The organism is Azospirillum brasilense, assembly GCF_022023855.1.
Taxonomy (GTDB): Bacteria; Pseudomonadota; Alphaproteobacteria; order Azospirillales; family Azospirillaceae; genus Azospirillum; species Azospirillum brasilense_F.
The window spans coordinates 250,001-262,343 of sequence record NZ_CP059453.1; the positions used below are offsets into that span (position 1 = coordinate 250,001).

The following is a 12,343-nucleotide window of genomic DNA, read 5'->3' on the forward strand; positions in this document are numbered from 1 at the left end:
ATGGGCATGGCCTGCTTCGTGGTGCCCCCGGGCGCGTGAGCGCCCGGTATTCCAATGACAAGCGCGTGAGCGCCCGGTATTGCCATGCTAAGCGCGTTAGCGCCCGGCATCACCAAGCTGGACGCGGGATCAGATGTCGAGCGGCAGGGAGTCGAGGTCCAGGCCCAGGCGGCGGACGATCTCAGCCGCCGTGTTCAGGTTGGTCTCGAACTTCCAGGTCTGGCCGTTGGGGCGGTATTCGTTGACGTTGGGGCGCCCGTTCGCGAAGCGGTAGGGCTGCACGCTGTACCAGCGGGCGTCGCTCATGCCGATCCCCTGCTCCGCGGCGTAGGATTCGGCAACCTGCGGCCACATGATGCCGCCGGGCTGGGTGGGCTGATCGCTGTCCAGGAAAGCGACGATGCGAACGCCATTCAGTTCGAAGTCCACGCGCTGTTTCACACCACCGCCGGTGGAATTGTCGGGGACGGACGCGGCCGAATTCTGCGGCACTGTTACCTTTTCCATGACCTATAGCTCCGATTTGTCTGACAGCGTATAGGCAGTGGCGCACGGGAACCAGAGGCAAAATGCTCCCACGAGCCCGTCCGCTTGCAAAAGCGGCGGCCGGGTCCCGCGCAAGGTGCCGAGGCGGCGATGCACACGGCTTTCGTCATAACCTGCGATCGAAGAATTACCGCGGGCGGGCCATCGTTGGGGATTCCCACGGACCGTGCGATGCGCTAGATTCGGTTTTGGTTTTGTTCGCAGCCACCATCCCTGGTCAGAATGGCCCGCCTCATCGACCGTCCCGCCGAACATCAGGACCGTTCCATCGCCCCCAGCCCTGCCGCTCCGCGGTGCGAGCATTGCGGGCGTCCGCACGGCCATACGTTGCGCTGCCTGCCGGACGGCCGCTGGCTGTCGCCCGACGGGATCTGGTTCAGCGACGAAGGCGACCCGGCCCCCTGGCCGGACGTGGTCGAGTATGCCGGGGTCCGGACCTCGCGCAGCATCGTCGGACAATACCGCCGCGCCGCGGCGATCGAACGGTCGGCCGAGAAGGCGATGGAACGGCGGTGGCTGTGCCGGCGTTGTCATATGGTCACCGCGCGCGACGAGCATCGGCGCGTCACCCGGACCCGGTCCCTGATGCGCCTCGCGCTCGGCGACCTGTTCGAGGGAACCTACACCATCTGAAGGGCTGCTCGGCCCTTCCGGGGAAAGAAAGCCAGACATTCCATGCAGAACGGACATTCGACACGCCGCGGGGCCGAGCCGCGGCGTACGGTGGGGGACTCCGCTTCGCGCCCCGCGAGGCCGGTCGATCCGGTCGTGATGGCTCTGAACCTGCTGAACGGTCCCCGCACCCGGGCGGCGCTTCTGAAAGCCGTCGAGGAACGGGTGAAGACGGATGCGGAGGAACGCCGCCGCTTCGCCGCCGCCGCCGGACGGGTGCAGGGCGCCACGGGCGAGCAGGCACTGACCCAGGCGGTCGGCAATTACCTGCGCGACCTGTCCCGCCTTCCCGAAGCCGGGCGCAGCGGACCCTATCTGTGGCTGGCCGAGACGGTCGCCATCCTGGCCGGCGGCGGGCGTCCGGGACAGCCGGCCCCCCTCTTCCGCGACCCGCGGGCCGAGGCGGAGGCGCTTTTCCGCCCACGTGGAGCGGCCTCGGCGTAAGCGAAGCGCTTGAAAACGGGACAGGCCCGGCACCGGAGATCGTCCGGCGCCGAGCCTGTCCTTCAAAGAACGGAACGTACGATCAGGCGATCGTGCCGTCGAACAGGGCCGGCTCGATGGCGTTCATCTTCGCCGTGTTCACCGCCCAGTCGTCGGTCATGATGCCGCCGGTGTCGCCCGAGCCCGGGCTCCAGGCCCAGTAGGTGAAGCTGACGCCCTGGTCGCCCGCCGCCAGATCGGACTTGCCGTCGCCGTTGTAGTCGCCATCCATGTACTTGACCATGGCGTCGAGCCACTGCTTGTCCTGGCCGGTCTCCAGCTTGGTCCCGAACTCGCCGACCAGGACCGGCGCGATGTCCTTCTGGACGATCCAGCCCCAGGCGTCCGTCCAGATGTCCTTCATGTTGTTCGGATAGCTGGGGTCGTTGAACCAGCCGAAGCCGGCCATCGACGGCGGGTAATCGTGGACGGAATAGACCAGCTTGTTGTCGATGTTGAAGTCGACCGGGTCGGTCTTCACGCCGTCCAGGTTGCCGCCCCACCAGTAGGTGCCCTCGGACGAGTTCTCGACGCCCTCGACGATCAGCAGCCAGTTCGGGTTGACCGACTGGACGGCGTTGCCGATGCGCTCCGCCGCGGCCTTCCAGTCGGTGGCCTGGTTGCCGTCACCCCAGGTGGCCTGGCCGTGCGGCTCGTTGTGCAGGTCGGCGGCGACGACCGACGGGTTGTCGGCGTAGCGCTGGGCCAGCATCTTCCAGTTCTCGATCATCTTCGATTCCGGATACTGGCTGGTGTACCAGAGCCCGTTCTCATTGGCAGAAGCGCCGTCGCCGGAGCGGTGGTGGTCGAGGATGATCTTCATGCCGGTCTGATCGGCGTAGTCGATGATCTTGTCGAACACCTCGAGGCTGGTCTTGCCCTGAAGCTCCGGGTTCTTCGAATAGTCGATGCCGGTCGGCATGCGGCCGTTGTCCAGCATGGCGTCCGACCAGGGCAGGCGGATGGTGTTGAACCCCTGATCCTGCATCTGGTTCATGATGTTCTTGTAGCTGTCCTGCCACAAGCCCTGCGGGGCGAAGGCATAGCCCTCCGCGCCGAACCAGTTGACGCCGGTCAGCTTCACGTTGTTGCCAGCGCTGTCGACGATCTGGCTGCCCTCGGTGTGCAGGTAGCCGCCGCTGGACCCGGCGCCGCTGTCGGTGGAGGGGGTGGTCACCGGGGCGGTCGGCGTGGTCGGCGTCGTGCTCGGAGTCGTGGAGGGCGCGGAGGCGGAGGCGGAGGTGAACAGGCCCTTGTCGGCCTCCACCACCAGCGCGCCGTTCCACCACAGGTCGGCCTGCCCCTTGATGACGTCCTTGCCGTCGAGCACACCCCTGTCGTAGCTGACCGCGGAGTCGGTCGGGGCGTATTCGTGGCCGTTGATGGTCACGCTGCCGACATGCAGGTTGCGGTCCTGGCCGTTCACCGTGGCGTCATTGTCGTACTGGACCTGGATCTTGTGCGCCTGATCGGCGGCCAGATCGGTCTTGAAGGAAAAGTTCTTCGACTCCGTGCCGGCCGTGCCCTCGCCGATCGTCTTGCCGTCCGCCAGCACTGTGAAGTGCGCGTTCTGGCCCGCCGCGGCGGTGCCGCGGGCGTTGATGGTGATAGTCGAGGAGCCGGTGCCGCCCGTGGCGACGCTGTCGGCCTCCGGCGCGGCGGGGGTGCTGCCGGAATTGGCCGTATCGGGCGTGGCACCGTAGAGCGACGCCGGGGTGGAGAAGTTCAGCGCCCCGTTCCACCACAGGCCTTCCTGTCCGGCCATGGGCCCGCCGGCATCGTCGTGCCGCTCGTAGCTCGCGTCGGTTGGGCTCAGCGTGTGGCCGTTGATGACGATGGACTTGATGCCGAGGTCGCGGTTCGACCCAGCGTTCACGTCGTCGTTATCATAAACAACCTGGACTTTGTGTGCCTGACCAGAGGAAACGTCAACGTCGAATGTATAGGCTTTCGGCTCGGCCGAGCCCACCGACGCCTGACCAACATCCTTGCCGTCGATCATCAGACGAAAGTGAGGATTCACAGCGTCCGAAGAGGTGCCATAGGCGTTCACGACGATTTTGGACTTAGTCAAACCAGTGGAGGTCGTCGCCATTTGTCTATTCCATTGCGGTTTCGATGGCTAGACCGTGGCTCCAGATAGTTAATGAGATACTAAGAATTCCTTTAAAATGAATTAACCATTTGTGGCAAATAGGAGCGGCCGGCCGCAGGCTTTGCCTGATGCGGCGACGCAACAGCAGGCCCGCTCTGGGTTTGCCGGGGACGCGCCGGGAGCACCGCCGCCGCCCTCGCGCAGGACCGTTCGGCGCCCGTGCCCCAGTCTGGTCACAGGCGGAAGGCCAACCCGTTCACATCCGGGATGCCCCGATCGTCCCGGTGTGGACAGCGTGGTGCGAGCCGGCACGGAGTCCGCCCTTCCGAAGTGTCAACCCGTGGGCGAAGCCGCGCGTGCTACACTGTGCGTCACGACGGATGGTGGATGATGACGGGCATGAGGATGGTGGCGGCGCTTTGGAAGGCGGCTTTGGCGACGGCCTCGGCAACCGCGCTTGCCGGCGCGCCGGTTCAGGCGTCCCCGGCCCCCGCCGTGGGGCAGAGCGTGTCGCTGGTGACCACCAACGGGTCGGCGACCTTCAAATTGTGCCGCAACTGGGTGTTCACCCACACCTGCCGCGAGTACGGCAACGTGCCGGTGCCGGCGCGCATCGCGGCGGGCGATTCGTTTGAAATCACCTTCGGCAGCAACCCGAAGACGATGTGGTTCCGGGTCAAGGCCGTCCTGCTTCAGGACGGGCGCTGCCTGCTGATCCCCAAGCACGAGGACATGCCCGCCAAGGGCGAGGACGAGCCGGTGGACATGCTGATCGTGGACCCGTGCCGCGTCCTGCGATGAAGGTCCTGCGGTGAAGGCGCGCCCGATCGCGGGCCGCCTTCCGCAGGACGGCGGCCTCAGCGCAGCGGGATGTTCATCTGGACGCTGAGGCCCGGTGCGGGCGCGTAATAGACCGGTGGCGGCGGTGCGTAGACCACGCGCGGGGCCGGGGCGTAATAGACGGGCGGCGGGCGGCGCATCACCACGACCGGCGGGGGCGGCTCGTAGATCACCACGGGGCCGTGGCCGCGGTGGTGATGCTTGTGCTTGTGCTTGCGCCAATGCTTGTGGTCGTCGGCCATGGCCGGAGCGGCCAGCGCCACGGTCAGCACCAAGCCTCCCAACGCCACGCTCCAGCCGCGCTTGCCAGGCTCGCGCTTGCCGAAACCACCTTTGCCTGAATGGCCCGCGCCTGAGTGGACGGACATTCCCTGCATCCTTTTTCTGCTATCGGTTGGCCCGATCCTAACAGCAGATCGTGCGCCCAAGCTCTGGCTCCAACCATCCGCCCTGGGACAAATTTCGGGCACCCCTTATTCCCCGAAGGTGGTGCCCCCCGGCGGAAATGGCGGGTCGAAAACCGAACGAACGTCAGAGGTTGCGGCCATTCGATTTGGTGTTCGCAGGCGCCGAAACTGTGTCACACTGTCACATGGTGAATGGCATCGGGAGCGTCCGTATGGAAAGCCGCCGCAACCAGCCGCAACGTCACATCGTTCTCGCCTCGCACCCGACCGGCGGCGCCAAGCCGCGCTACACCCCGGTCCACTGGGGCGCCCCCACCGCCGCGGAGCGCGGGCCGGTCGTCGCCTCGCTCTCCGATCCGGCGCAGCGCAATTCCATCGGCGCCCACGCCGGCAGCTACGCGGTCTACCGGGCGCTCGCCGTCGCGGCGGGGCAGCTCAGCGCCTATCACGTGCCGGACCTGACCAACACCGCTCCGGCGGAGCCCATCGGCCCGCACCCGCAATGGGGCGATCCGGAGAAGATCGTCTCCATCGATCCCTTCGGCCACATGGTCAGCGAGGCCTTCGGCGATCATCTGGCGCGCGGCGTCGACGTCCGCCCCACCATCGCCGTGACCAAGGCGCGCATTAAGATGCCGGAGCTGGTGGACGCCATGCGGGCCGGGCGGCTGGCGGCGGACGGCCAGATCCTGCTGCCGAGCGGCGACGCCCGCGTGACCAAGGTCGCCATCGAGCCGGTGTGGTTCCTGCCCGGCATCGCCAAGCGCTTTGGCATCACCGAGAGCGCGCTGCGCCGCGGCCTGTTCGAGCACACCGGCAGCATGTTCCCGGAACTGGTGACCCGCCCCGACCTGAAGGTCTTCCTGCCGCCGATCAACGGGCTGACCGTCTACATCCTGGGCGATGTGGCGGCGTTGACCGACCCGGCGCGCAAGGTCGCCTGCCGGGTCCATGACGAGTGCAACGGGTCGGACGTCTTCGGCTCCGACATCTGCACCTGCCGCCCCTACCTGACCCACGGCGTCGAGGAGTGCATCCGCACCGCCCAGGAGAACGGCGCCGGCCTCGTCATCTACAACCGCAAGGAAGGGCGCGCGCTCGGCGAGGTGACCAAATTCCTGGTCTACAACGCGCGCAAGCGGCAGCCCGGCGGCGACCGGGCGGAGGCCTATTTCGAGCGCACGGAGTGCGTGGCCGGCGTTCAGGACATGCGCTTCCAGGAGTTGATGCCCGACGTCTTCCACTGGCTGGGCGTCACCCGCATCGACCGCATGGTGTCGATGAGCAACATGAAGTCCGACGCCATCCGCCGCGCCGGGATCGAGATCGTCGAGCAGATCCCGATCCCGGACGAGCTGATCCCCGACGACGCCAAGGTGGAGATGGACGCCAAGAAGGCCGCCGGCTATTTCACCCCCGCCGTGCCGACCGCGGAGGAACTGACCGTCGCCAAGGGCCGGGGGCTGACCGATTGAGCGCCGTCAGCGACGACGATGTGGGGTGGCTGCTCTCCGCCGACGCGGTGCGCCAGCGCGCCCACGCGATCCTGGCGAAGGCCGAGCGCGGCGACCTCGCCCATTTCGAGCTGCGCCCGGAGCGGCTGCTTGATGCCGCCGCCCTGGTCGCCGCGGTGACGCGGGAGTCCTACCCGGACCTGGACGTTCCCTACCACAGCCGCTGGCGACATTTCGTGGTGAACGGCGACGACCGCTGGGCGACGCTTGCGGACGGGCTGAGAGCGGACGCCGACGAGATCGCGCGCATCCGCTTCGACCTCGCGGTGACCAGCGTTCTGCTCGACGCCGGGGCGGGCGACCGCTGGCGCTACCGCGACGCGGCGGGGGTGGAGCTGGCCCGCTCCGAAGGGTTAGCCATCGCCAGCTTCGACCTGTTCCGCTCCGGCGGCTTCGCCGACGATCCGGTCCACGCCCCGCTGCGCGCCGACGCAGCGGTCCTGTCCGCGGTGACCGAAACGACGCTCGCCCGCGGCTTCCAGGCCGGGCCGGACAACCCGCTGGTCGGGTTGGAAGGGCGCGCGGCCCTGCTGCGCCGTCTGGGAAGCGCGCTGACCGCCGCACCCGACCTGTTCGGCACGCCGGGGCGGGTCGGCACCCTCTACGACGCGCTGAAGGCGCAGGCCGTGGACGGCATGCTTCCCGCCTCCGCGATTCTCGACGCGGTGCTGCGCGGGTTGGGGCCGATCTGGCCGGGCCGGATCGAGCGCGGCGGAGTCAATCTCGGCGACAGCTGGACCCATTCGGCGGTCGGCCTCGTCCCCTTCCACAAGCTGTCGCAATGGCTCAGCTACTCGCTGGCCGAGCCGCTGGAGGGGGCCGGCGTCGCCGTCACCGGGCTGGACCGGCTGACCGGCCTGCCGGAATACCGCAACGGCGGGCTGCTGGTGGACAGCGGCGTTCTGGTGCCGAAGGACCCGCGCCTCCTCACCGACGAGCTGGAGGTGGGGGACGAGGCGGTGGTGGAGTGGCGCGCCCTGACCGTCGCCCTGCTCGACCGCCTCGCTGACGAGGTGCGCACCCGGCTGGGCATGCCCGCAGAGAGCTTCCCGCTCGCCAAGGTTCTCCAGGGCGGCACCTGGACCGCCGGGCGCCGGATCGCCCGCGAGCGCCGCCCCGGTGGCGGCCCGCCGATCCGCATCCGCAGCGATGGAACCGTCTTCTGATGTGACGCCAACCACCCGAAGGGTTGCCCATGCCCATTCCGACGCTCACCGTCATCGACCACCCTCTGGTCCAGCACAAGCTGACCCTTCTGCGGCGGCGGGAGACTCCCACCGCCCGGTTCCACGAGGTGATGCGGGAGGTGTCGCAGCTCATGGGCTACGAGTTGACGCGCGACCTTCCTCTGGAGGAGCGCCCGGTGGAAACGCCGCTGGCCAGCTTCGACGCGCCGCTGCTGACCGGCAAGAAGCTGTGCCTCGTCTCCATCCTGCGGGCCGGGCAAGGGCTGCTCGACGGCATGCGCACGCTGCTGCCGTCGGCCCGCATCGGGCACATCGGCCTCTACCGCGACCAGGAGACGCTGACCCCCGTCGAGTATTTCTTCAAGGTGCCGGAGGACATCGAGGAGCGGATGGTCATCCTGGTCGATCCCATGCTCGCCACCGGCCACACGGCCGTCGCGGCGGTGCACCGGCTGAAGGACGCGGGTGCGGCCTCGATCAAGCTGGCGGTTCTGGTAGCCGCCCCCGAAGGCTTGCGCAATTTCCACGACGCGCACCCCGACGTGGCGGTCTTCACCGCCGCGGTGGACGAGCGGCTGGACGAGAACGGCTACATCCTGCCCGGCCTGGGCGACGCGGGCGACCGGCTTTACGGCACCCGCTGAGAATCGTTGCCGCCCTTTTGGTCACATGCCACCCTGCCGACCCGTGAGAGCCGCAGCAGGGCTGACGCGCACGGAATGGCATTGCCGTTGCAACGCCTCTGCTGCATTTCTGAGCTGAAACAGCAAAGCAGACGGAGGGGGTTTTCATGGGGAACGTATTCGGCGTGGCGCGGCGCGCCGTCCTGTGCGGTGCTGCGGCGGTCGCCGTTGCGGCGATGGCTCTGCCCGCCTGGGCCCAGTCGAAGGTCAAGGTCGCCGGCATCTACACCGTGCCGATCGAGCAGCAGTGGGTCAGCCGCATCCACACCGCCCTGAAGGCCGCCGAGGCCCGTGGCGAGATCGAGTATGTCTGGGCCGAGTCGGTCGCCAACACCGACTATGAGCGCGTGATGCGCCAGTACGCCGAGGGCGGCCAGCAGTTGGTCTTCGGCGAGGTCTTCGGCGTCGAGCGCGCGGCCCGCGCCGTCGCCAAGGACTATCCCAAAACCGCCTTCGTCATGGGCTCCAGCTTCAAGCCGCAGGAGCCGAACTTCTCGGTCTTCGACAACTACATCCAGGAGCCGGCCTATCTGACCGGTATGATCGCGGGTGCGGTGTCCAAGTCGAACGTCATCGGCATGGTCGGCGGCTACCCGATCCCGGAGGTGAACCGCCTGATGAACGCTTTCATGGAGGGCGCCAAGGAGGTGAACCCGAACGTGAAGTTCATGGTCAGCTTCATCGGCTCCTGGTTCGACCCGCCGAAGGCCAAGGAAGCCGCCTTCGCCATGATCGACCGCGGCGCCGACGTGATGTACGCCGAGCGCTTCGGCGTGTCCGACGCCGCCAAGGAGCGCAAAGTCCTGGCCATCGGCAACGTCATCAACACCCAGCCGCAGTATCCGGAGACCGTGGTCGCCAGTGCGCTCTGGCACATGGAGCCGTCGGTGGACCGCGCCATCGCCGCGGTGAAGGCGGGCAGCTACAAGGCCGAGGATTACGGCCCCTACAGCCAGATGGTCCACAAGGGCTCCAGCCTCGCCCCGCTCGGCACCTTCGAGGGCAAGGTTCCCGCCGACGTGATGACCAAGGTGAAGGCCCGCGAGCAGGAAATCCTCGATGGCAAGTTCACCGTGAAGGTGAACGACAACGAGCCCAAGTCGACGATGTGATCCACATCTCCCTCTCCTCTCTGTGAGGAAGCCCATCGAACCCTCTCCCCTCCGGGGAGAGGGTGGCCCGAAGGGCCGGTGAGGGGGTTGCGCGTGGCGGCACGTCCGGCAAACGCGCAACCCCCTCACCCTAACCCTCTCCCCGGAGGGGAGAGGGAGCATTCCTCCTCTCCCAAGGGAGCGAGAGGATTTTTATGCCTTCCGGCACGCCGCGGACATCCATGACATCACCCCCCATCGTCCTCCGCCTCTCCGGCATCACGAAGCGGTTCGGGCCGCTCGTCGCCAACGATTCCATCTCGCTGACACTCCACAAGGGCGAGGTGCTGGCCCTGCTGGGCGAGAACGGCGCTGGCAAGACGACCCTGATGAACATCCTGTTCGGCCATTACGTAGCCGACGAGGGCAGCATCGAGGCGTTCGGCCAACCGCTTCCCCCCGGCTCTCCCCGCGCGGCGCTGGCCGCCGGGATCGGCATGGTCCACCAGCACTTCACGCTCGCCGACAACCTGTCGGTGCTCGACAACATCGCCGTGGGCACGGAGTCGCTGTGGCGCCCGCGCTCCGACCGCGCCGCCGCCAAGGCCAAGCTGCTCGACCTCGCCTGCCGCTTCGGGCTGGAGGTGCGGCCCGACGCGCTGGTCGGCGATTTGTCGGTGGGCGAGCGGCAGCGGGCCGAGATCCTGAAGGCGCTCTACCGCGACGCCCGCGTCCTGATCCTGGACGAGCCGACCGCGGTGCTGACCCCGCAGGAATCCGCCAGCCTGTTCGACACGCTGCGCCGCCTGACCGCCGACGGCTTGGCCGTGGTCTTCATCAGCCACAAGATGAACGAGGTCTTCGCGGCCAGCGACACGGTCGCCGTCCTGCGCGGCGGTCGCCTCGTCGCCACCCGCAAGACCGCCGAGACCGACCGCGAGGAGCTGGCCGAGCTGATGGTCGGCCGCGCCCTGAAGCCGCCCACCCCGACCCCGCTGGAGCCGGGCGAGCCGGTGCTGACGCTGGCCGGCGTGACGGTCAGCTCCGGCCATGGGCGCCCGCTGCTCGACCGCGTGGACCTGACTGTGCGCCGCCGCCAGATCGTCGGCATCGCCGGCGTGTCGGGCAACGGGCAGACCGCGCTGGCCGAGCTGGTCAGCGGCCTGATCCACCCCGACTCCGGCACCATGGCGCTGAAGGGCGAAGCCGCCGGCAACGCCAGCCCGGCGGAGATGGTCCGCCGCGGCGTGGCCCGCATCCCGGAGGACCGGCACGCCGCCGGCCTCGTCGGGACCATGGCGGTGTGGGAGAACCTGATCGCCGAGCGCTACCACGAATCCGCCTTCCAGCGCTTCGGCCTGATCCGCCGGGGGGCAGCCCGCGCCTACGCCGAGGAGGTGATCGAGGCGTTCGACGTGCGCTGCCCGGGTCCGGACGCCCGCACGCAGCTGCTGTCCGGCGGCAACATGCAGAAGCTGATCCTGGGCCGCACGCTGGCCCACGGGCCGGACCTGATCCTGGCGAGCCAGCCGACCCGCGGCCTGGACGTCGGCGCGGTGTCCTACGTCCATGGTCGGCTGCTGGAGGCCCGCGCCGCCGGGGCCGGGGTGCTGGTGATCTCCGAGGATCTGGACGAGATCCTGGCGCTGGCCGACAGCATCGCCGTCGCCTATCACGGGCGCCTCACCCCCGTTCTGCCCCACGGCCGGGTTTCGGTCCGCCAGCTCGGCCTGCTGATGGCCGGGCATTGGGAGATTTTGCCGGAGATTGTCGATGCGGCTTGAACCGCGAGAGCATACCCCGCTGGCCGCCCGCCTGCTGGCGCCCGTGGCGGCGGTGGCGGCGGCGCTGGCGCTCTGCGCGCTGCTGGTCGCCTGGACCGGCGCACCGGTGCTGCGCGCCTACGGCCTGCTGCTGGAGGGGGCCGCCGGCTCCCGCTTCGCCCTGACCGAGACGTTGACCCGCGCCACCCCGCTCATCCTCACCGGCCTCGCCGCCGCCGTGGCCTTCCGCGCCAAGCTGTGGAACATCGGGGCGGAGGGGCAGCTCTACATGGGCGCGCTGGCCGCCGTGGTGCTGGGCGGCGGGATGCTCGACCTGCCCGCCTGGCTGCTGCTTCCCACGGTGATGATCGCCGGGGCCGCCGCCGGGGGCGCCACGCTGCTCGGTCCCGCCGTGCTGAAGGTGCGCTTCGGCGTGGACGAGGTGGTGACGACGCTACTGCTGAACTTCATCGTCCTGCTGCTCGTCTCCATGCTTTTGGAAGGCGCGCTGAAGGACCCCATGGGCATGGGCTGGCCGCAGTCCGCCCCCGTCGTCGAGGCCGCCGAGCTGCCCAAGCTGGTCGAGCGCACGCGGCTGCACACCGGCCTGCTGGTCGCGCTCGGCCTGTCGGCCCTGCTCTGGCTGATCGACACCCGGACCATCTGGGGCTACGAGAACCGGGCGGTCGGCGCCAACCCGCGCGCCGCGGCCTTCGCCGGCATGCCGGTGACCCGCGTCATGCTGCGCACCGCCCTGCTGTCCGGCGGTCTGGCGGGACTGGCCGGGGTGATCGAGGTCTGCGGGCTGAAGGGCTACCTGACGCTCGACCTGTCGCCGGGCTTCGGCTACAGCGGCATCGTCGTCGCCATGCTGGCGCAGCTTCACCCGGTGGGCGTGGTCGGGGCGGCGGTCTTCATCGCCGGCATCTTCGTCGGCGCCGACGCCATGAGCCGCGCCATGCCGGTGCCCAACTACATCGCCGACGTGCTCGTCGCCACCAGCCTGCTCTGCATGCTGGTCGCCGGGCTGCTGACGCGCTACCGGCTGCGGCGGGGGTGAGC

At 68.6% G+C, this 12,343-nt stretch carries 13 protein-coding genes (1 of these 13 only partly in view); 10 read left to right on the forward strand and 3 right to left on the reverse strand.

Translation table 11 applies throughout. The annotated features are described in order from the left end of the window. On the forward strand, window positions 1-39 hold the end of the coding sequence (locus tag H1Q64_RS30875; RefSeq protein WP_237908128.1) for a lytic transglycosylase domain-containing protein. It extends 840 nt beyond the left edge of the window; 39 of the gene's 879 nt are visible here — the last part of the coding sequence; its start codon lies beyond the left edge, outside the window; its stop codon occupies window positions 37-39. Between the two features lie 90 nt (window positions 40-129). On the opposite strand, the gene H1Q64_RS30880 is transcribed toward H1Q64_RS30875, so the two are convergent. Next, the gene (locus tag H1Q64_RS30880) at window positions 130-507 is read right to left on the reverse strand and encodes a hypothetical protein (protein ID WP_174451866.1); all 378 of its coding nucleotides are present in this window, start codon (window positions 505-507) and stop codon (window positions 130-132) included. Between the two features lie 261 nt (window positions 508-768). Here H1Q64_RS30880 and H1Q64_RS30885 point away from each other — a divergent pair, with 261 nt between their 5' ends. Both H1Q64_RS30885 and H1Q64_RS30890 read left to right on the forward strand, forming a co-directional pair. After that, the gene (locus H1Q64_RS30885) at window positions 769-1,179 is read left to right on the forward strand and encodes a hypothetical protein (protein ID WP_145708419.1); all 411 of its coding nucleotides are present in this window, start codon (window positions 769-771) and stop codon (window positions 1,177-1,179) included. A gap of 138 nt (window positions 1,180-1,317) precedes the next feature. Continuing rightward, window positions 1,318-1,662, forward strand: a complete 345-nt coding sequence (locus H1Q64_RS30890; protein WP_237908129.1) for a hypothetical protein — start codon at window positions 1,318-1,320, stop codon at window positions 1,660-1,662. Window positions 1,663-1,744: 82 nt separating this feature from the next. Here H1Q64_RS30890 and H1Q64_RS30895 read toward each other — a convergent pair whose 3' ends face one another. Further along, window positions 1,745-3,796, reverse strand: coding sequence for a cellulase family glycosylhydrolase (locus H1Q64_RS30895; RefSeq protein WP_237908130.1), 2,052 nt, complete (start codon window positions 3,794-3,796; stop codon window positions 1,745-1,747). Window positions 3,797-4,186: 390 nt separating this feature from the next. On the opposite strand from H1Q64_RS30895, the gene H1Q64_RS30900 reads away from it, so the two are divergent. Next, window positions 4,187-4,597: a hypothetical protein gene (locus tag H1Q64_RS30900; protein ID WP_237908131.1), complete on the forward strand. Its 411-nt coding sequence runs from the start codon at window positions 4,187-4,189 to the stop codon at window positions 4,595-4,597. 56 nt (window positions 4,598-4,653) lie between these two features. Here H1Q64_RS30900 and H1Q64_RS30905 read toward each other — a convergent pair whose 3' ends face one another. Continuing rightward, entirely contained in the window at window positions 4,654-5,004 is a 351-nt protein-coding gene (locus tag H1Q64_RS30905; RefSeq protein WP_237908132.1) for a hypothetical protein, read from the reverse strand. 251 nt (window positions 5,005-5,255) lie between these two features. On the opposite strand from H1Q64_RS30905, the gene H1Q64_RS30910 reads away from it, so the two are divergent. The 6 genes from H1Q64_RS30910 to H1Q64_RS30935 all read left to right on the forward strand — a co-directional run bounded on the left by H1Q64_RS30910 (window position 5,256) and on the right by H1Q64_RS30935 (window position 12,341). Further along, window positions 5,256-6,518, forward strand: coding sequence for a GTP cyclohydrolase II (locus H1Q64_RS30910; protein WP_237908133.1), 1,263 nt, complete (start codon window positions 5,256-5,258; stop codon window positions 6,516-6,518). Next, entirely contained in the window at window positions 6,515-7,723 is a 1,209-nt protein-coding gene (locus H1Q64_RS30915) for a URC4/urg3 family protein (RefSeq protein ID WP_237908134.1), read from the forward strand. The genes H1Q64_RS30910 and H1Q64_RS30915 overlap by 4 nt, the downstream gene beginning before the upstream one ends. 29 nt (window positions 7,724-7,752) lie before the next feature. Then, window positions 7,753-8,388 carry a uracil phosphoribosyltransferase gene (upp, locus tag H1Q64_RS30920; RefSeq protein ID WP_237908135.1) on the forward strand — a complete coding sequence of 212 codons (636 nt, stop codon included), beginning with the start codon at window positions 7,753-7,755 and terminating at the stop codon, window positions 8,386-8,388. A gap of 146 nt (window positions 8,389-8,534) precedes the next feature. Next, entirely contained in the window at window positions 8,535-9,539 is a 1,005-nt protein-coding gene (locus tag H1Q64_RS30925) for a BMP family protein (protein WP_237908136.1), read from the forward strand. A gap of 221 nt (window positions 9,540-9,760) precedes the next feature. Beyond that, entirely contained in the window at window positions 9,761-11,302 is a 1,542-nt protein-coding gene (locus tag H1Q64_RS30930) for an ABC transporter ATP-binding protein (protein ID WP_237908137.1), read from the forward strand. Next, window positions 11,292-12,341 (forward strand): ABC transporter permease, encoded by a 1,050-nt coding sequence (locus H1Q64_RS30935; RefSeq protein ID WP_094307311.1) that lies wholly within the window; start codon window positions 11,292-11,294, stop codon window positions 12,339-12,341. Before H1Q64_RS30930 ends, H1Q64_RS30935 begins: the two co-directional genes overlap by 11 nt. The last annotated feature ends 2 nt before the right edge of the window (window positions 12,342-12,343 follow it).

Excerpts from the sequence above, each read along its gene's own strand:
- H1Q64_RS30930 (WP_237908137.1), top strand. The coding sequence starts at position 9,761 with ATGACATCACCCCCCATCGTCCTCCGCCTCTCCGGCATCACGAAGCGG.
- H1Q64_RS30880 (WP_174451866.1), bottom strand. The coding sequence starts at position 507 with ATGGAAAAGGTAACAGTGCCGCAGAATTCGGCCGCGTCCGTCCCCGAC.
- H1Q64_RS30885 (WP_145708419.1), top strand. The coding sequence starts at position 769 with ATGGCCCGCCTCATCGACCGTCCCGCCGAACATCAGGACCGTTCCATC.
- H1Q64_RS30895 (WP_237908130.1), bottom strand. The coding sequence starts at position 3,796 with ATGGCGACGACCTCCACTGGTTTGACTAAGTCCAAAATCGTCGTGAAC.
- upp (WP_237908135.1), top strand. The coding sequence starts at position 7,753 with ATGCCCATTCCGACGCTCACCGTCATCGACCACCCTCTGGTCCAGCAC.
- H1Q64_RS30910 (WP_237908133.1), top strand. The coding sequence starts at position 5,256 with ATGGAAAGCCGCCGCAACCAGCCGCAACGTCACATCGTTCTCGCCTCG.
- H1Q64_RS30935 (WP_094307311.1), top strand. The coding sequence starts at position 11,292 with ATGCGGCTTGAACCGCGAGAGCATACCCCGCTGGCCGCCCGCCTGCTG.
- H1Q64_RS30925 (WP_237908136.1), top strand. The coding sequence starts at position 8,535 with ATGGGGAACGTATTCGGCGTGGCGCGGCGCGCCGTCCTGTGCGGTGCT.
- H1Q64_RS30905 (WP_237908132.1), bottom strand. The coding sequence starts at position 5,004 with ATGTCCGTCCACTCAGGCGCGGGCCATTCAGGCAAAGGTGGTTTCGGC.
- H1Q64_RS30900 (WP_237908131.1), top strand. The coding sequence starts at position 4,187 with ATGACGGGCATGAGGATGGTGGCGGCGCTTTGGAAGGCGGCTTTGGCG.
- H1Q64_RS30890 (WP_237908129.1), top strand. The coding sequence starts at position 1,318 with ATGGCTCTGAACCTGCTGAACGGTCCCCGCACCCGGGCGGCGCTTCTG.